Here is an 18,295-nt window from a genome sequence, read left to right as displayed (position 1 = left end):
CCATGGGAGACTCGGCGGACGAACCGCAGGTCATCGGGCCGCTGCGGCGGCCTGAAGGAAACGTTGATGTGCACGGGGGGCGGAGATGGGACGGCGCGCGGACGAATCGCGCCCCGGCCGGTCACGGGACGGGGCGGGCGAGTCCGGAGCCGGGCTTCCGGGCCGCGTGACGGGGACGCGTCCCCGTGGGGCCGGGACGGAGAGCCGGCACGGTGCGCGGGGGCTGTGGAGTCAGCACGACGGACTCGTCGCCGCCGGCGCCGCGGCCCTCGATCTCGTGGGCTTCACCATCACCAGCCAGATGGACCAGGGCCACGTGCCCGTGGCCGGGTGCCTGGTCGTGGTCGTCGCCGCGCTGTTCCTCCTGGCACGCCGTCAAGCACCCCTTGGCGTTCTCGCGTGCATCCTCGCGGTCAACCTGTCGCTCAACTGGTTCAGCTCCCTGGGTCAGCACTACGGAGCCGCCACCGTCGTCGCCCTCTACACGGCCGTACGTCACCACAACGCCGCGGTCGGCGCGGTGGCGGTGGCCAGCTGCGTCGCGGTGCTCCAGTTCGTCCACCCGGGACTCCCCGCGCCGTCCCTGACTGAGTTCGCCGCCAATGTCGCGTCCGCGCTGTTCGTGGTGGGCGCCGCCGTCACCGTCGGCCGCTGGCAACGCAACGCCGAGACCCAGCGGCGGTTGCTCGCCGAGCGGTCCCTCTCCGACGAACGGCGTCGCATCGCCCGGGAGCTGCACGACATCGTCGCCCACCACCTGACCACGATGCAGCTGCTCGCCGGAGGGGCCCGGGCCAACCTCGACCGGTCCCCGGACACGGCCCGCGAGGCACTCGTCACCCTTGAAGGCTCCGGTCGCACCGCCCTGCGCGAGATGCGCCACCTGCTCGACGTGCTGCGGGCCGGCGACGAGGGCGACGAGGGCGAGTCGACCGCACCGCAGCCGGGCATCGGCGACCTCGACCGCATCGTCGAGGACAGTCGCCGCGCGGGCCTCCCCACCACCCTCACCACCGACGGTGACCCGCGCTCGCTTCCGCCCGGTGTAGCGCTCACCGTCTTCCGCATCGTCCAGGAGGCACTCACCAACGCCCGCAGGCACGCGGGCGACGGCACCCACGTCGACGTCCGGCTCGCCTTCGAGGCCCGCGAGGTGCGGGTCGCCGTCACCGACGGCGGTCCGCGTCCCGGCCGTCCCGTCGCGCGCGGATCGGGCTACGGGCTCGTGGGGATGCGTGAACGCGTCGCCCTCCACGGCGGCACCCTGCAGACCGGACCGGAGGGCGGGGGGTTCGCCGTCCGCGCCCGACTGCCCCTGCCCACCGACTGTCAGGAGGCGTACGCGTGAGCGAGACCGTGAAGGTCCTCATCGCCGACGACCAGCCCCTCGTCCGCCGCGGCCTCGCCCTGATGCTCGCCCCCGAACCGGGTTTCGAGGTCGTGGCCGAGGCCGCGGACGGTGCCGAGGCGGTCCGCCTCGCGCACGAGTACCGACCCGACGTGGTCATCATGGACATCCGTATGCCGGTTCTGGACGGCATCGCCGCCACCGAACGGCTCACCGCCGAACTGCCGGGCTGCCGGGTCCTGGCCCTGAGCACCTTCGACATGGACGAGCACGTCGTGGGCGCCCTGAGGGCCGGGGCGTGCGGCTTCCTGCCCAAGGACATCTCGCCCGAGGATCTCGTGACCGCCCTGCACGTCGTCCGCGACGGGGAGGCGATCCTCGCCCCGCGGCTCCTGACCCGGCTCATCTCCACGCACGTCACGGCCCCCGGCCACCTGACGGCGCACCCTGCGCCCTCCGACACCGAGGGGCTCACCCCGCGCGAGCGGGAGGTGTGGCGGCTGATCGCCGGGGGCTCGGACAACACGGAGATCGCCGACCGCCTCGGAGTGAGCGCCTCTACCGTGAAGAACCACATCACCGGCCTCTTCGCGAAGCTCCGGGTCCGCGACCGGGCCCAAGCGGTCATCGCCGCGTACGAGACGGGCCTGGTGACGGCACGACGGGAGGCATGAGCCACCGGGCCGGGAGAGGACGGTTCGCCGACGCGAGCCGCACCGTCTCCGCCCATCTTCGCGCCCACCTGCACGCCACGCCGAACAGCGCGTTCTCACAGCCGGTCCGAGGGTTGCCTCGACGGAGGTTGGCGGACACGAACAAGGACAACCCGGAGCGCCAGGTGCGGTTGAGCTTCCTGGGCTGACCGAGCCGGTCACGACCTCCTGGGCGTGGCCGGGCGGCTATTTCATCCGCCGTACATGGAAGGACGGTTCCGCGCCGCCTACTGTCGTTGCCATGGCAGCAGCAATCCTCGTGACGCGTCGCCACGAGGCACGGGGGCCGGACACCCATCATTCCCACGGAGCCGTCATGCCCGCATGCTGCACCCCAGGTCACGCCCACGCCCCCGTACCGGCCCTCGCTCCGCCCCGCGCCGCGCTCCCGCCCTCCCAGGTGGCCGGGCAGCTGCTCACGCTGCCTGGAGGGCGCTTCCTCATGGGCACCGACGACCCGGAGGGCTTTCCGGGAGATGCCGAGGGGCCGGTCCGTGAGGCCGTCGTCGGACCCTTCCGGATCGCGGCCACGACCGTGACGAACGCCCAGTTCGCCGCGTTCGTCGAGGCGACCGGGCACGTCACCGAGGCCGAGCGCTTCGGCTTCTCCTTCGCGTTCGGGGCCTTTCTCGGCGAGGAGGTGGCCGCCGTGTCCCGGCCCGTGGCGGCCGTCCCCTGGTGGCGGGCGGTGGAGGGGGCAGGCTGGCGCCAGCCCGAGGGGCCCGGCTCCCATGTCACCGACCGGCAGGACCATCCCGTCGTCCACGTGTCCTGGAACGACGCCCAGGCCTACTGCGCCTGGTCCGGCACCCGCCTGCCCACCGAGTCCGAGTGGGAGTACGCGGCCCGGGGCGGACTGGAGCAGCGACGCTACCCGTGGGGCGACGAACTCGAGCCCGGCGGCCGCCACATGTGCAACATCTGGCAGGGCGAGTTCCCGGGCCTCGACACCGCCGCCGACGGTTACGCGGGCACCGCTCCCGCGAAGTCCTTCCGCCCCAACGGCTTCGGCCTCTACAACGCGGTCGGCAACGTCTGGGAGTGGTGCGCGGACTGGTTCACCCCCGGTGAGGAGAGCTCACGGGCGATGCGCGGCGGCTCCTACCTGTGCCACGACTCGTACTGCAACCGCTACCGGGTGGCCGCCCGCAGCTCCAACACGCCCGACAGCTCGACCGGCAACATCGGGTTCCGGGTGGTTGCCGACGCCGCTTAACACCGTCCGTCCCCCGTGGAAGTCACCCCACGGTGATGTGGGCCATGGCCCAAGAGGTGTGGTCGAAGGACGTGCGGTTGTCGGCGTCCTCGACGACCAGCCGCAGGACGCGGATGCCGCGTACGTCCAGGTCGACCTGGACCGGGCCGGTGGCCGCCCTGAGGGTGCCGGTCGTCAGCAGCAGGCGGTCGTCGCCGTAGACCTTGGCGCGGGTCGCGCCGACGGAGCTCTGCTTGGCGGAGAAGTCGTCGATGCCGACCAAGGAGGTGAACCGGGCCGCGGCACCCCCGAGATGGAAGGCGATGTCGCTGGGCGCGTGGACGCCGAGGCCCTTGGGGTACGTCGTACCACCGAAGGAGATCGACGGGCCGTCGCCGGCGGCGCTCCTGCCGTTGGAGGTGTCGCGCTCCACCGGTCCCCAGCCGTTGGTGGCACTGATCCAGGCGAGGTCGGAGAGGTAGGAGTCGCGGGTGGGGGCAGGGGGCGGGGTCGGGACCGTGCCCGTGGCCGGATAGCGGACCGGGCCGGCCGGGGTGACGGCGCTGCCTTCCACGGTGAGCGTCCACGTTGTCGCCGGGGCGGTGTTCGTGGGTGGGGTGACCTGCCAGGAGGCGGTGAGCCGGCCGCCGGCCGCGAGCTGGTCCGCGGTGGCCGGGGAGGTGGGTGCCACGATCCAGCCGCCTGGGGCGCGAAGAGCGAGCGAGGCCGCGGTCCACGGGCGGGAGGAGCCGTTGCCGAGAGTGGCCGTCACGGTGAACGCCCGGCCGGGGACGGCCAGACCGGGCAGGGCCAGACGGGTCCCGAAGGGGATGCGCGGATAGCTGTCCTTCCAGGAGGAGCGCATCAACGTGACCAGCTCCGTGGCCTTGGCCGGGTACGTGTCGACGATGTTGCGGGTCTCGCCGAGATCGGTGGCCAGGTCGTACAGCTCCACCTGCCACTGGTCGTCAGGGAGGGTGCGGTCCCGCTCGGGGGCGAAGCGCACGGCCTTCCAGTCGTCCCGGCGGACCGCCTCGGCGAGCCAGGTGGCACGCCCGCCGTCCTGCGCGTCGGCCCGGCTGGTGACGCCCCGCTCGTCACGGAACCAGTAGAGGTGTCCGTGGCGCGCCGAGTCGGCGCTGCCGGCGAGCAGGGGAGCGGCGGACAACCCGTCCACATCGGTGGGGGAGGGGGCGCCGCCGAGCTCGGCCAGGGTGGGGAGCACATCGGTCAGCGAGGTGGGCCGGTCGCTCGTGCCCTGCCGGACCCGGCCCGGACCCCAGGCGATGAGGGGGACGCGTATGCCGCCTTCGTAGAGGTTGCGCTTGTAGCCGCGCAGCGGCCCGTTCGCGTCGAACAGGTCGGGATTGACACCGCCCTCCTCGTGCGGCCCGTTGTCACTGGTGACGAGGACGATCGTGTCCTGCTCCAGGCCGAGCTCCCGGAGCCGGTCGATCACCTTGCCGACGAGCGAGTCGAAGTACGTGACCTGGGCCGCGTGCCCCTTGTTCGCAGCCGTCCAGCTCCGGTCGGCGTACGCACTGGAGTCGGGGATGTCGCTGGGGGCGTGCGGGACGTTCGGGGTGAGCAGCAGGAGGAACGGCTCGGAGGCGTGGTCGCCGATGAACTCCAGGGCACGCTGCTCCAGGAGGTCCGGAGCGTACACGCCCTTCGCGCCGCCGGCGTTGGCGGGGATGGGTACCTTGACGTCGTTGTGCCAGAGGTACGCGGGGTAGTACTGGTGCGCGTGGCCGTGGTCGATGTAGCCGTAGAACTCCTCGAAGCCCCGGGCGGCCGGGTGACTGTCCTGGCCGGCGGCCTCCGGGCCGAAGCCCCACTTGCCGATCACCGCGGTGCGGTAGCCGCGCGCCCGGAGCACCTCGGCGAAGGTCGTGTCGTGGGCGGTGAGTGAACCCTGCCCGCCGGAGGAGGGATTGGCGCGGACCGTGGAATGGCCGGTGTGAAGTCCGGTCAGCAGGGAGCAGCGCGAGGGGGCGCAGACGGCGGCGGTGGAGTAGGCGTCGGTGAAGCGCAGTCCCTCGGTGGCGAGCCGGTCCAGGCGGGAGGTGCTGATGAGCTCCTGGCCGTTGGCGCCGAGCTCTCCGTATCCGAGGTCGTCGGCGAGGACGACGACGAAGTTCGGCGGCCGCGTGCCCGAGCTCTCCGCCGCGTGGGGGGCTGTTGCCGGGGACGCTGCCTGCGCTGATCCCGCGGCGGTGTCGACGGCGGCCAGACCGAGCGCGCCGGTCGAGCCGGCCAGGAAGGTACGGCGGCTGGGCATGGCTGACGGCTCCTCGGGTGTGGGTGCGGGTGTTCTGCCGATCATGGGTGGGCGAACAACCCAAGGACCATGCACACGGCATGAAGAACATGTGACGGCACCCGGCACCCGGCACCCGGCACCCGAACCGGACGGAAGGGGAGAGAACGCGACCCACGTCGTTCCCGCGGTCCGGAACTGGCCACGGCCGGCGCCCGCGAGGCCGTCGCGGCGGCCGCCGGCAGCCACCCCTCCGGTCCGGTGAGCGGTCGCACAGCGGAACGACCACGCCGGAAGAGGCGGCGCGGATCACCCGTGAGGTGCGGCGCCGCGCCGGTTGAAGGGAAGCCGGCCCAGGACCACCGCCATGCCACAGGTGTCGGTGAGCGCCGAGAAGACCAGACCTCCGGCGATCCCCGCCGACAGCACCTGGAACGCCGGATGCACGAGCAGTCCGAGAGCCAGGCCGAGCAGCACCAGAGCGCCGGCCGTGAAGCGCACCTGACGCTCCATCCCCCAGACGGCTCGTACGGGGCCGGGCGGATGTTCGAGCCGGTGGCCCGCGGCGGCCCAGGCGCGGGTACCGCCGGTCAGGCTCGCGACCGCGATCCCGCGGGAGGCGAGGACCGCGGCCCCCTTCTCGGAGCGGGCGCCCGAGGCGCACACCAGGAGCAGTGGACCGCTCTCGGCGGCGTGCCGCAGCTCCGACAGGCTGCCTTCGATGCGCTCCAGGGGAACGTTGACGGCGCCCGGTACGTGGCCGGAGGCGAACTCACCGGGAGTGCGGACGTCCACCACGTTCAGCTCGGGCAGTCGCGGCTCTGCCTCGTCGACGCTGAGGATGCTGGAAACGGTCATGAGGAACCTGCCTTGGCAGAGACGGGGAACGGCGCCGCAACCGTCAGCGGCAGGGCCGTCCCCGGATGCTAGGCGCCGCCGGACGGCTCCGCCGGTAAGCGGAACGTATCGCCACAAGGTGGCCATGACGTCGTCACGTCGCGGCAACAAACCGAGCCTGCGCCTGCGGCCGTCACATGCCGGCCGCCTGCCGCCCGGCGAGTGGGAAAGACCTACGTCAGCCGGTCATGGGGGCACCCGATCCGGCCTGGACCGGTCCGAAGGCACTGGGCGTCGATGACTTCTCCGTCCGCCGCGGACGGCGCCTGAAGAACCGCCGCTTCGGGAGCGGCGGGCCTGCGGAGGAGGAGCAGTGCCGCGTCGTCGTGCAGACGGCCTCCCACGTGCGCCAGCAGTTCGTCGTGGAGCGCCGCGAGGGTGCTCGTCGGCTCGTCGGACAGGTGCTGCGTCAGCCTCTCGGCGAGCGGGTAGAACTGAAGGCCGCGGTCGCGGGCCTCCGTGACCCCGTCGGTGTAGAGCAGCAGCTGATCCCCGTCGGTGAAAGGCAGCACATCCAGGCCGGGGGTCTCGCCCGTGAGGGCGCGCAACCCGAGCGGCGGGGCCGGATGGGCAGGCTCCACCGGCACGACCTCCGATCCGCGGACCAGCAGCGGAGGCGCGTGTCCGCAATTGACGACTTCCAGCAGGCCGGGCCGGGGGTGCCCGGCGACCACGGCCGTGACGAAGTCGTCGCTGCGGAGGTTGCGCGCCAGACTCCGCTCGATCCTGTCGACGACGGCCAGGAGGTCGGGCTCCTCATAGGCCGCCTCGCGGAAGACCCCGAGCACCAGAGCGGCGACCCCGACCGCGGGTAGCCCCTTGCCGCGCACATCGCCGACGATCAGCCGCACCCCGTGCGGGGTGGGCACGAGAGCGTAGAGATCTCCGCCGATACGGGCTTCCGCGGCCGCGGCGCTGTAGCGGACGGCCACCTGGAACGGGCCGACCGTCGCCGGCACGGGCTGCAGAAGCGCGTGCTGGGCGGCCTCGGCGACCGAGCGGACGGCCGCGAGCACCCGCTCACGACGCCCGCGCAACGCGCTGGCCAGGCCACTGGCCAGGGTGACGGCCATCAGGGCGGACAGTACGGCTGCCAGCTCTCGGCCCGGCGCACCGTCACGGATTCCCAGCATCGCGCCCAGCCCCCCGGCGAGGAGGCCGACGCAGAGGACTCCGCGGGGCCCGTTCGTGGTGGCGGCCAGTGCGGGCCCCGCGGCGAGGAGCGGCAGCCAGGTCAGCCCGGCTCCGGCGAGGAGGTCGACGACCACGATCACGGAAACGATCAGCACGGGCAGTACGGGCGTACCGGAGGCGAGCTGCACGGCGAGGCGATGACGGGTCACCGCCCCTGCGGCGGCCCCTTGCTTCCTGGGCGGCCGGATCGGCTCGTGAACGCCACCGTGCTCTCGGGTGTGACTCATGTTTCGCCCGTAGTCCTCACCTGTGCGCGGAGTGATTACTCCGTAAATGTCTGATAAATCCAGGAAAGGGGATAGGGGCGAACGTTACAAGGGTGCGATTTTCAGATAGTGAGTGAGAGGCCCCTGGTCACGCGGCTCGCGGTCGGGAGCAGCCGCGCCCGGATCTCCGCGAGGCGGGAGAGCCGGTCCGCCCGCAGTGACACGCCGAGTGAGCCGAGCGTGTCCCCGCTGTACACCGGCACCGCGATGCAGACCGTGCCGAGGGAGTACTCCTCCATGTCCGTGACTGCCGGCGCCACGGGAGAGGAGTCGAGTCGCCGGAGCAGTTCCGGAACGTCGGTGATCGTCCGTGGTGTGAGATCTGCCAGGCGGTGCCGGGAGAGGTACTCCTTGCGGGATTCCTCGTCCAGCTCGCGCAGCACCGACTTGCCCAGTGCGGTGGCGTGACTGGCGTCCTCGAACCCCACCCAGAGGTCGACCCGGGGTGCCCGGGGGCTGTCCACGATCTCGGCGACCCGGATCTCGCCGTCCTCGTAGAAGGTGAGGTAGGCAGCGGTCGCGAGCTCGTCGCGCAGTGCGGCGAGCGTCGGACGGACCCGGCTCAGCAGCGCCTGCCCGCGGCCGGTGGTGCGGAGCGTCTGTACCTTGTCGCCCAGGATGAACCCGCCGTCGTGCAGCTTCCGCAGGTAGCCGTCGTGGACCAAGGTCCGCAGCAGGTGGTAGGCGGTGGCCAGGGGCAGCCCCGTCTCCCGGGCCAGCTGCTTCGCCGGCGCGCCGTTCTCGTGCCCGCTCACGGCCTCCAGCAGCCGGAAGGCGCGTTGCACGGAGGTGATGAGCGTCGGGGCGGGGCTGTCGCGAGAAGCCATACGACCAGCCTGCGCCGGGGGCGCGGCGCAGGCAAGATTCACCGGCTCCGCCCGGTCTGACGCCACCGGCGCCCGGCGGATCACTGGTGGGGGCCACGGCCTACGACGCCACGCTCAACAAGCGTGCGTGGTTCAGCAACTACGGCTCCCGGATCACCGTGAGCGCGCCGGGCGACGACATGCACGACGTGACCTGCGACAGCAGCGCGGACACCGCGTACCGCAACGCCTTCGGCGGCACCTCCGGCGCGACGCCCGAGGTCGCCGGCACCGTCGCGCTGATGCCGGCTGTGAACCCCGGTCTCAGCCACGCCGAGGTGCGCCAGATGCTGAACGCCTCGGGGACCGCGGTCACTCCGGACCCGGCAAGGACATCGGCGCCTTCCTCAACGCCGGTGCGGCGGTGAGCGCTGCCTCCGAGCAGGCCGGGGGCGCATGGAGATCCTCGCTCGGGGCGGCGATCAGGCGCTGTGGCACATGTGGCAGACCGCGCCGAACAACGGCTGGTCCGGGTGGGAGTCCCTGGGCGGCTGGATCGACCGGCTTGCGGTGGCCCAGAACGTGCCCTGAGTGCCACCTCTGATCGAACGATCCGCACGGCCATTCCTGTGCCTCCCAGGGCGACGCGCCCTGGGAGGCACAGACTCATGCCGGCCGCAATCCACGGCCCGTGCCGAAGTCGCGCCGGTTTCCGGGTGAGAGGGCCGCGGAAGGCCGCCCGGAGGATTCCTGGGAAATGCCCCTCGCGTAATCCGCCCCCTCATCCTTCCCATATGACTCAGCGGCCCCGAACGGCCTGCGCTGTTACATCTTCACAGAATGAGAACCGTGTGATGGTCGGTCGGTCCGGATGGCTTCTCATCGGCCTCGCGGCCGGATTAAGATTGCTCTGCGTGCCGGTCGCCTCGCGGTGTGTGATGCAGGGGGGTTGTCTGTGACCGGTCTCGCATGTCGTCATCGGATCCGTGACTCATGGAATTGGGTGACCCCATGCCTCCTCGTCTTGTTGGCCGTCAAGGCTCTCTGGCAGGACAGCAGTTCCCGATCGGCACCACACCGTTGACCCTGGGCCGCAACGGCGACAACAGTGTCGTGATCACAGGAGGAAACGTCTCGCGCTTCCACGCCGAAGTGCGTCGCGAGCGTCACGGATTCGTGCTGTACGACAGTGGCAGCAGTAATGGAACGCGAGTCAACGGGGCACGTGTGACATCGCACGAACTGCAGCCCGGGGACCTCGTCGAAATTGGAACCGAGACGTTCCGCTTCGAAGCGGCCGATGCGATGGAGACCATCCTCGACCTCTCCGTGCTGCGGCCGCTCACTCCCTCCAAAGCGGCCCTGGCGGCAGCGCCCGTCCTGAACGTCACGGTTTCGGGTGGCGGTCCCGTGGGCCTGAGTTTCGCTCTGCTCCTCGAGCACCTCATGGGGCATCGCGTGGCCATCACCGTGTACGACGGTCGGTGGGTTCAGGACGGGGCGAAGGTCGTCTGGAAGAGCGAGGGGCAGGGCAACGTCAGGCGGCAGCAGGTCGTCACCGTGCAGAGCCGGCAGTATCTGAACCTCCCCGAGGAGGTGCAGGAACGGCTGTTCCGTGGCGACGCGTACTCCGAAATGTGGCCGGTGGGCCCCGATTCGCTCCGCGGCTACAACCCGAGAAACCTTCGGATCGCCTACATCGAGGACACGCTCCTCGAATTGGCCAACGAAAAACCGGAGCGGATCCGGCTGGTTCCCGAGGTGTTCGACCCGGCCGAGTATGAGAAGGCCGAGACCAAGGGCCATGTGCTCGTCATCTGCGAGGGAGGCCGCTCCCGAACGCGCGAGTATTTCACCGACCGGTTCGGCAGCGCCGACACGTCCATCTACTCGCTGCACGGACAGCATCTTCAGGACGTCGTCCTGGGCCTGCGCGTCAAGTCGACCCTGACGGACCCCATGACGGTCCTGCTGACCGTGGCGCAGAACCGCTTCCTCCTCAACGCACTTCGCGGCGAGGGGTTCCTGAACATGCGGCTCACCGACGCCGAGGCAGTAGAAGTGATCGGAATCGACCCGGTGCGGCATGTGTTCGAGGACTGCATCGCCTCACGCCCGTGCGTCATGGGGCGGGACGATCACGGTGACTTCCAGTGCTCCACGCACAGCACGCTCTTCCTGCCCGCCATGGTCCGGAGCTCGGCGCTGTGGAAGCGGGTGCTGGAGGGGCTGGCGCTGTTCGGCGTCGCCGAGAGGGACCTGAGCGCCGTCACGGCCTTCCGGCTCGACATGGTGCAGCGGCCCAGGTTCACCACCCGGCTGCGCCCGGCCACGTCGACCACCCCGGGGACGTACGGGTTCCTCCTCGGCGACGCCGCCAACGCCATCCACTTCTGGCCGGGACGCGGGCTCAACAGCGGGCTGGGCTCTGCCATCTCGCTGGCCCGGTCCCTCAACGGCGCATGGACCGGGAGGCCGTTCCGGGACGCCGACTTCGCACGCCACGAAGCGGCCATGTCCATGCTCCAGTACCGCCACAAGAGCCGGGCCTGGAACACGATGATCACCACCGACGAGAACGGCGTCAGCTGCGCGATCAAGGACAAGATCGCCCAGAGCATCGAAGAGGCGGCGGGGAAGGACCTGGACAAGGACGCGGACATCGACGCGCTCATGGAACGGCTGCGGGGAATCCGTGACCGGTTGGCTGCACGCCTTCCCGGCATGCCCGACGACCCGACTCTCCGGACCCACCTGGAAACACTCAACTCCGCCACGCTGCGCACCCTGTTGGAGAGCGGGGCGTGGGACACCCTGATCGTCGGGGGTGAAGAGGTGGACATCGACATCTTCTACCGGCAGGACTCGCCGGCCACGACCGCCCCCGGGAAGGCCCCCGCCGCGACGTGACCGTGGCGTGCGCCGCGTGGGAGAGCCCCGGGCCTCCAGGCCCGGAGAACAGACGGGTCCTCAGCGGTTTTCGGCGGGCCAGGGCTTGACCGGGGATTCCTCTCCTCCTTGGTCGAGCCGGAAGGGCGGGTACGTGTCCGTCATCAGGCTTGCGTACACCGCCACCCGGATCACCCAGCGGTTCAGGCCGACCACCAGGACGAACAGGTCACGTGGGTACCGGTTGGTGAAGGCGAGCGCGAAGGCCGCGATCAGGGTCAGCAGGGTGGTCAGGCCGCCGCTCCACCAGCCTGCCCGCATGCCGCCGGCGAAGAAGGCGATCACCAGGTACTGCGGAATGGCCAGCAGCCACCACTTGACGAGGACGAGCCCCCGCGAGAGGCGCTCCGGGTAGGCGATGTCCAGCCGTGCCGGGTAGTCGGGCTCCGGGCCCAGGCTGAAGGGTGGGTAGCGGTCGGTGGCCAGGGCGCTGTACGAGTAGAAGGACACCCGCCAGGACCACCTCAGGACCCCCACATTGAAGTCGAACAGGGCCCGCGGATAGCGCTCGGTGAACAGGATCGCGAAGAACGCGATCACGGTCACGACCAGGAACGCGATCCAGAGGAAGATCAGCACGATCCAGTGGGGGATCACCAGAACCCACTTGACCAGCCACAACCAGCGCGACAGCGGGGTGTCGAGCCGGGCCGTCACCGTGACCGGAGGGTAGGAGGACCGGGAGCCGTCCATGATCGTCACTTCCTCGCGTCGGGTCCTTCACTCCATGATCGCGCCGTTCCGCCGTCCGGCCCACCGGGGGCGGCGCGAGCCGTGGGCCCGGCCGCCCCGCCACCGCCCCCGCTCCCGCGCGGTCAGGCCTTGTCCGCCGCGGCCAGCAGCTCCGCGACGTTCAGCTTCCCCATGCCCAGCATCGCCTTCATCGCCCGCTGGGCGCGGGCCTCGTCCGGGTCGGCGATGAGCTCGTCCAGGATCGACGGCACGACCTGCCAGCTCAGGCCGAACCTGTCCCGCACCCAGCCGCACGGGCCCTCCTGGCCGCCCTCGGACAGCTTGGACCAGTAGTAGTCGACCTCCTCCTGGTCCGCGCAGTCGACGAGGAACGACACCGCTTCGTTGAAAGTGAAATCGGGCCCGCCGTTGAGGGCGGTCACCGCGTTCCCGTCCAGGACGAAGTCGACGGTCATCACCGTTCCGGCCTCGCGGGGTCCCGCGTCGCCGTAGTAGGAGACCTTCCTGATCTCCGAGTTGGGGAAGACCGAGCAGTAGAACTCCGCGGCCTCCTTGCCCTGCGTGTCGAACCAGAGGTTGGGGGTGATCCGGGGCATGGCTCTCTCCTGATCTCGTCGGGTGCGCTGCGGCTCCGTACTGGTGAGACCGTCCGGCAGCCCGGAAATCATCGCTCCGCGCTCAGAGACCCGTGACCTTCCCGCTCGCCGACAGCTCGTAGACCAGCGTGACCGTGCGGCGGCCGCCCGGCGCGAGAGGGACGTCCCAGCGGGCGATGCCCTCGGCGTCGACCACGTCGGGCGCCGGGGCGCACGCGTCCTTGTGCAGGCGTACCTCCACCGCCGAGACCTCGGAGACCGGGATCCGCTCCCGCAGGGCCACCACCCGCTCGCCCTGCTCCCCGGGGGCGGAGAACCGGGACAGGTGCAGCCGCACCGTGCGGGTGACCACGGTCCGCTGGGAGAGCCCGACGGTGTCGCGGGACTCCTCGGCACGCCGGAGCACCCGGTAGTCGTCGCTGCTGCCGAAGGCCAGCTCGACCGGGGCGCCGACCGCGGTGAAGTCCAGCGTGCCGCGCCCGCTGAATCCGCTGCCGCGGACCAGGTCCACCGGGCCGGCGAGCAGCACGTGGCCCGACAGGTTGTCGCACCGCACCACCTGCGTGACCAGCGGGGACAGCTCGGGGGAGCAGGCGTACTCACTGCGCGCGGCCGTCGTGAACGCGGAGAGCGGCACCCGATGGGCACGGCCGTCTCCGGGCACCGACACCGGCGCGGGGGCGCGCAGCACCCGCGCCTCGCCGCCGTCGTCGACCCCCGGCAGGCCGAGCACCTCGGCCGCCGGTCCGAGGTCGCCGATCTCCTCCTCACGCAGCTCCACGTCGACCGTGCGGCGCTCCGCCGCCGAGCGGTCCGTGAGCGTCAGCCGGTCCTCGCCGAGCCGCGGCGGATCGGTGGCCAGCGCCGAACGGGCCGTCGACAGGGTCAGCCGTACGTCCGTCCAGTCCTCGCCGGTGCGCTGCCAGACCATCGCGTCGGTCTCCAGCGTCAGGGAGTCCCCGTCGAGGACGGCGCGGTAGGCGGGCCGCCACAGCGCGCACGGGGTGAGGTGGCTCAGCCGCAGCCCGGCAGGCCCGGCCGCCCCGGACTCCACGGTCAGCTCGACGTGGCCGACCAGCTCGGCGGGCTCCTCCTCGGACAGGTGCATGGCCCGCTGGGACTCCCCCAGTTCGGCGGCGAGCTGCGCCAACCGGGCGTCGACGGTACGGAGTTCCTCGCCGTACGCGTCGCGATCGCCGTCCACCCGGTCCAGTTCGGCGGCCCAGCGGTCCCGTTCGGACTCTCCGAAGCCCGCGCCCTCGCCGATCTCCCGCAGCAGATCGGTGGCGAGGCGGCCGAGCAGGCCGAGGCGGGCGTGCAGCCGTTCGCGCCGCTGCCCCAGCGCGAGCCGCTCCTCTTCGAGGGCGTGGACGTGCCGGCGCAGGGCGGAGTCGTCCTCGGCGGACGGCAGCGGCGCGCGAGGCGTCCAGCTGCGGACGATCCGTACGTCGAGCACCGTCGCGGGGTGGTCGGCGGTCAGCTCGGCGTGGAGGGTCCGGTCGACGGCGAGCGCGCTGACCGGACCGAGCCGCAGGCGCTGGACTCCGGCCTCCAGGTCGAGCACGGCGGTGCGCTCGACGTGGGCGCGGTCCTCCAGGCAGGTGACGGCGGTGACGGGGAGGGCGATCGCGGGGACGGCGGTCGCGCGGACGGCGATCGGCTTCGGGGCCGTGGACATGGTGTGTCAGCTCCTGCGGTTGCCGCCGACCAGGGCCTTGCCGGTCGGGATGCGGATCTCGTAGCTGCCGTCGAGGGCGGTGGTGGTGCCCGCCGACAGGTCCACCCGCCAGACGCGGGTGCCCGGCGTGTGGCGGTCGGGCCCCTTGTCCTCCCCGGGTGCCGTCCAGTCGGCCCGTTCCTCGATCCGTACGTCCGGCTCGGAGGTGACCGGCACCCGCTCGCGGATCTCGACGGTGACCGGACGCGCGAGCCGGTTGGCCAGCTCCACGTGGACGTGGTGGGCGAGCACGGTGGTGTTGTTGCGCAGTCCGGAGGTCGACTCCTGCACGTGCGTACGCCGGGTGACCCGGATGCCCTCGGCCGGCCCGAGCCCCACCCGTCGGACGCCGCCGGGCGCGAGCGTGGGCAGGGCCGCGGTCAGCAGGAACTCGTCGTCGACCGTGACCTCCACCGGGCCGGCCAGAAGCGCCTGGTCGGTGGCGTTGGAGAGGACGAGCGTCGCGTACACGGTCTGTTCGACGGACGGCACGCAGAGGTACTCGGTACGCAGGCCGACCGGGATCTCGCCGACGGTGACGGTGTGCCACGTGCCGTCCGAGGGAATGTCGGCGCGCGCGGTGGCGTCGAAGCGGTGGTCGAAGGAGCCCGCCGACTCGCGGGGCCGTACGGCGTGCCCCGGCAGCGGGAGGGCGGCCACCGCCTCGGCACGGCGACGGTACTCGGCCGCCAACGGGTCGAAGGAGGAGTCGGGGAACAACCGGCCCCTGCGCCCGGCCCGTTCGTCCGGGCCGCACAGGACGAGGGCGGCGTAGTCGAGCTCGGCGCCGCTCGGCTGCGGCGGACCGGCCACCGGCGCCGGAGGAGCGGGCCGTGGCGGTGCCGCCGCCCCGGGGGCAGCGGGTGCCATGGCGGCGGGCGCGGGCGCGGGCGCACCGGCGAACCCGCCGCCCGTACGCGCACGGGCGCTCGGTGGCGGTCCGCCCGGCTGCGCGGGGACGGGCATCCCGACGCTCAAGGTCTCCGGGGAGGAGCCGTACGCTCCGCCGGGGTGCGGCAGCGCTCCGGGCGGCGGCGCACCGTAACCCTGCGCGGCGGGCGCAGGGGGAGGCGGCGGTACGGCAACGGGCACCGAACCAGCCGCGCCGCCCGCGGAAGCGGCGGGCGGGACGGGGCGGGGGCCGGCCGCCTGGTAACCGGCGAACAGATCGGCGAGCCCCGCCGGCGGCTCGCGCCATCCGGAGGGGGCGGGGGCGGGCTGACGGCGTCCGATGCGGAGCGAGCGGAGCTTCGGCAGGTCGGTGCGGCGGCGGAGATCGGCCGTGGCCAGGGCGACGCGTACGCCGGTCCAGTCCTCGCCGGTCCGCTGGGCGACCGACGCGCGCAGCACCAGACGCCCGCTGCCGTCGCCCTGTCGGTGCGTGAGCCGGTACGCCGGCACCCAGACGGCGCCCGGAACCCCGTACTCCAGCTCCACCTCCACCTCCGCGCCCGCGTCACCGGAGCCGGTGCCGGTGACGTCGAGGCTCAGGACCGCGCACACCGTCGTCTCCACGTACGCGGACGACGCGGCGGTGGAGGCGCGGGACTGCCGGTCGACGGCGACGTCGAGCCGGTGCTCGACGTCACGCAGCGTCTCCTCCAGCTCGACGAGGCGGGTGTGCAGCCCCGTCAGGCGCTCGTCGACGAAGTCGGCGAGCTCCAGCCACGCGTCGGCCGGGGTACGGCGGTGCGGGTCGTCGCGCTTGCGGGCGGGCGGGACCGGGTGGAGGGCCTTGACCTCCTCGATCAGGCTCAGTTGGCGGTCCCGGCGGGCCCGGGCCGCCGCGTACGCGTCGCTCAGCCGCTCGACCTCGCGCCGCAACACGTCGGCCGATCCGTCCGTGCCGCCCGCGCCGCCGTCCGTAACGAGCGGCTCCGCCTCGACCTCCACCCGGGCCTCGGTCACGCGCACCCCGGAGGCTCCCAGGACACGGGCCCGCAACGAGCCCGGGTCGAGCGAGCGGGGCAGTCCCGTCACCCGCACCCGGCCGTCGGACGGCACCCCGCCCCGGGCCAGTCGGCGACAGACCGCGCCCTGCGCGTACACCACGACCGCGTCGAGGGTCGATTCCCACCTCTGTGCCTGCTCAGCCGTCATGTGCTCCCGCCCCCGCCGCGTTCATGCCGATCGAAGCCTACGCCGGGCGGGCCCCCGCGAACGCCTCGATCGGGAAGACGGTGTCCAGCACCTCGCGCCCCGCCGGCCGAGCGGCCGCCTCCTCCTAAGCTGCCATCCGGCACCGATCCCGACCCAGGAGCGCACATCATGTTCGACCCCGCCCGGAAGTACCCGTTCCCCGACGCCCTGCGACCGGACGAAGCTCCCGCACCCCACCCGCAGCTCGCGCCGGTGAGCGGGCTTCTGGGTACCTGGTCCGGCCGTGGCCGGGGCGGATATCCGACGCTCGACGAGGAGTTCACGTACGAGCAGGAGGTCACCTTCAGCCACGACGGACGGCCCTTCCTCCACTACGAGGCGCGCGCCTGGCTGCTCGACGCGGACGGCACCCCGCTGCGGCCGTCGGCCCGGGAGAGCGGCTGGTGGCGGCTCCAGCCGGAGGGACGTGTCGAGGCGTTGATCACCCAGCCCACGGGCATCGCGGAGATCCTCGTCGGCCGCGCCGACGCCGGTACGGTCGATCTCGCCACCCACGCGGTGGCACTCGCGCCCACCGCCAAGGAGGTCGACGCGACGCGCCGCCGGTACACCGTGGTGGACGAGGACACGCTCGACTTCGTCCATGACCTCGCGGCGGTCGGACAGCCCCTGCAGCACCACCTGTCGGTCCGGCTGCGTCGCCTCCCCTGACCGGACGTCAGGAGTGCGGCGCCCGCGGTTCGATGCGGTAGTCGAAGGCGAGCGTGCCCGGGTCGAGGGCGGTCACGCCGCCGTCGACGGTGAGCACCGCGCCGTTGACGAAGGAGGACGCGGGCGAGAGCAGCCAGGCGACCGCCTCGGCGACCTCGCGCGGCTCGCCCGGACGCCCGGCGGGCAGGACGCGGGTGACCTCCTCGTACGCCGCGTCGACACCGCCGTTCCCCAGCCCGGCCTCGTCGGCGAACCGGCTCATCCGGCGGTCCGCCATGTCGGTGCGCACCCAGCTCGGGCACACGGTGTTGGCGCGCAGCCCCGCGGCCCCGTAGTCGACGGCGAGCGAGCGGCAGAGCTGGAGCAGGGCCGCCTTGGAGGTGGCGTACGCGGCGTTGCCCACGCCGTTGCGCAGGGCCGAGACGGAGGCGACCGCGACCACCGCGCCCCGGGCGTCGAGGAGATGGGGGAGCGCGGCGCGCAGCAGGTGGAACGGGCCCGTGAGGTTGGTCCGCATCACCGCGTCCCAGTCCTCGAGCGTCACTTCGCCCACGCCTCCGCCACGCCCGATGCCGGCGTTGAGGACGAGCCCGTCGAGCCGCCCGTACGCGGTGACGGTCGCCTCGACGAGCGCGCGTACCGCGTCGGGATCGCCGATGTCCGAGGGCAGGGCCAGCGCTCCGTACTCCTCGGCGACGACCCGCAGCGGTTCGGGGCGGCGTCCGGAGACCGCCACGTGGTGGCCCGCTTCCCGCAGCAGCCGGGCCGTCGCGGCGCCGATGCCCGTCCCGCCGCCGGTCACGAGGTACACGCGCTGATCAGCCATGGTGGTCGAAGCCTCCGTCGTCCG

16 protein-coding genes are annotated in these 18,295 nt (G+C 72.3%); 7 read left to right on the top strand and 9 right to left on the bottom strand.

Annotation, left to right across the window (positions count from 1 at the left end; genetic code table 11):
* Positions 1 to 166 precede the first annotated feature (166 nt).
* The 3 genes from ACZ3OF_RS14760 (at position 167) to ACZ3OF_RS14750 (ending at position 3,277) form a co-directional block, all read left to right on the top strand.
* Positions 167 to 1,348, top strand: coding sequence for a sensor histidine kinase (locus tag ACZ3OF_RS14760; RefSeq protein ID WP_467304834.1), 1,182 nt, complete (start codon positions 167 to 169; stop codon positions 1,346 to 1,348).
* Positions 1,345 to 2,022, top strand: coding sequence for a response regulator transcription factor (locus ACZ3OF_RS14755; protein ID WP_361672776.1), 678 nt, complete (start codon positions 1,345 to 1,347; stop codon positions 2,020 to 2,022). Before ACZ3OF_RS14760 ends, ACZ3OF_RS14755 begins: the two co-directional genes overlap by 4 nt.
* Before the next feature lie 355 nt (positions 2,023 to 2,377).
* The gene (locus ACZ3OF_RS14750) at positions 2,378 to 3,277 is read left to right on the top strand and encodes a formylglycine-generating enzyme family protein (protein ID WP_361672779.1); all 900 of its coding nucleotides are present in this window, start codon (positions 2,378 to 2,380) and stop codon (positions 3,275 to 3,277) included.
* A gap of 22 nt (positions 3,278 to 3,299) precedes the next feature.
* Here ACZ3OF_RS14750 and ACZ3OF_RS14745 read toward each other — a convergent pair whose 3' ends face one another.
* The 4 genes from ACZ3OF_RS14745 to ACZ3OF_RS14730 form a co-directional block, all read right to left on the bottom strand.
* On the bottom strand, positions 3,300 to 5,537 hold the full coding sequence (locus tag ACZ3OF_RS14745; RefSeq protein WP_467304833.1) for a sulfatase-like hydrolase/transferase: 2,238 nt from the start codon (positions 5,535 to 5,537) through the stop codon (positions 3,300 to 3,302).
* A 288-nt stretch (positions 5,538 to 5,825) separates the two neighbouring features.
* Complete coding sequence (locus ACZ3OF_RS14740) at positions 5,826 to 6,374, bottom strand: rhodanese-like domain-containing protein (protein ID WP_467304832.1); 549 nt, start codon at positions 6,372 to 6,374, stop codon at positions 5,826 to 5,828.
* A gap of 212 nt (positions 6,375 to 6,586) precedes the next feature.
* Positions 6,587 to 7,834 (bottom strand): PP2C family protein-serine/threonine phosphatase, encoded by a 1,248-nt coding sequence (locus tag ACZ3OF_RS14735; RefSeq protein WP_467304830.1) that lies wholly within the window; start codon positions 7,832 to 7,834, stop codon positions 6,587 to 6,589.
* A gap of 101 nt (positions 7,835 to 7,935) precedes the next feature.
* Entirely contained in the window at positions 7,936 to 8,700 is a 765-nt protein-coding gene (locus ACZ3OF_RS14730) for an IclR family transcriptional regulator (protein ID WP_361672786.1), read from the bottom strand.
* Between the two features lie 86 nt (positions 8,701 to 8,786).
* On the opposite strand from ACZ3OF_RS14730, the gene ACZ3OF_RS14725 reads away from it, so the two are divergent.
* The 3 genes from ACZ3OF_RS14725 (at position 8,787) to ACZ3OF_RS14715 (ending at position 11,589) form a co-directional block, all read left to right on the top strand.
* Positions 8,787 to 9,107 (top strand): S8 family serine peptidase, encoded by a 321-nt coding sequence (locus tag ACZ3OF_RS14725; RefSeq protein ID WP_361672789.1) that lies wholly within the window; start codon positions 8,787 to 8,789, stop codon positions 9,105 to 9,107.
* Between the two features lie 28 nt (positions 9,108 to 9,135).
* Positions 9,136 to 9,270: a DUF8189 domain-containing protein gene (locus ACZ3OF_RS14720; protein ID WP_361672792.1), complete on the top strand. Its 135-nt coding sequence runs from the start codon at positions 9,136 to 9,138 to the stop codon at positions 9,268 to 9,270.
* Between the two features lie 402 nt (positions 9,271 to 9,672).
* On the top strand, positions 9,673 to 11,589 hold the full coding sequence (locus ACZ3OF_RS14715) for an FHA domain-containing protein (RefSeq protein WP_467304827.1): 1,917 nt from the start codon (positions 9,673 to 9,675) through the stop codon (positions 11,587 to 11,589).
* 60 nt (positions 11,590 to 11,649) lie between these two features.
* Here the strand turns inward: ACZ3OF_RS14715 and ACZ3OF_RS14710 are convergent, their stop codons facing one another.
* The 4 genes from ACZ3OF_RS14710 to ACZ3OF_RS14695 form a co-directional block, all read right to left on the bottom strand.
* Positions 11,650 to 12,321, bottom strand: a complete 672-nt coding sequence (locus ACZ3OF_RS14710) for a DUF4389 domain-containing protein (RefSeq protein ID WP_361672796.1) — start codon at positions 12,319 to 12,321, stop codon at positions 11,650 to 11,652.
* A gap of 122 nt (positions 12,322 to 12,443) precedes the next feature.
* A complete protein-coding gene (locus ACZ3OF_RS14705; protein WP_467304825.1) occupies positions 12,444 to 12,917 on the bottom strand; it encodes a VOC family protein in 474 nt (157 codons plus the stop codon).
* Positions 12,918 to 12,999: 82 nt separating this feature from the next.
* Positions 13,000 to 14,595 (bottom strand): mucoidy inhibitor MuiA family protein, encoded by a 1,596-nt coding sequence (locus ACZ3OF_RS14700; protein WP_467304823.1) that lies wholly within the window; start codon positions 14,593 to 14,595, stop codon positions 13,000 to 13,002.
* 6 nt (positions 14,596 to 14,601) lie between these two features.
* Positions 14,602 to 16,734 (bottom strand): DUF4139 domain-containing protein, encoded by a 2,133-nt coding sequence (locus ACZ3OF_RS14695; RefSeq protein WP_467304821.1) that lies wholly within the window; start codon positions 16,732 to 16,734, stop codon positions 14,602 to 14,604.
* 168 nt (positions 16,735 to 16,902) lie between these two features.
* On the opposite strand from ACZ3OF_RS14695, the gene ACZ3OF_RS14690 reads away from it, so the two are divergent.
* A complete protein-coding gene (locus ACZ3OF_RS14690; RefSeq protein ID WP_361672804.1) occupies positions 16,903 to 17,445 on the top strand; it encodes a nitrobindin family protein in 543 nt (180 codons plus the stop codon).
* 7 nt (positions 17,446 to 17,452) lie between these two features.
* On the opposite strand, the gene ACZ3OF_RS14685 is transcribed toward ACZ3OF_RS14690, so the two are convergent.
* Entirely contained in the window at positions 17,453 to 18,271 is an 819-nt protein-coding gene (locus ACZ3OF_RS14685; protein ID WP_361672807.1) for an SDR family NAD(P)-dependent oxidoreductase, read from the bottom strand.
* Positions 18,272 to 18,295 lie beyond the last annotated feature (24 nt).

It is taken from the genome of Streptomyces sp. NPDC022552 (assembly GCF_055561875.1).
The sequence above is the reverse complement of the archived record's forward strand: the minus strand, read 5'-3'. Positions and strand labels throughout refer to the sequence as shown.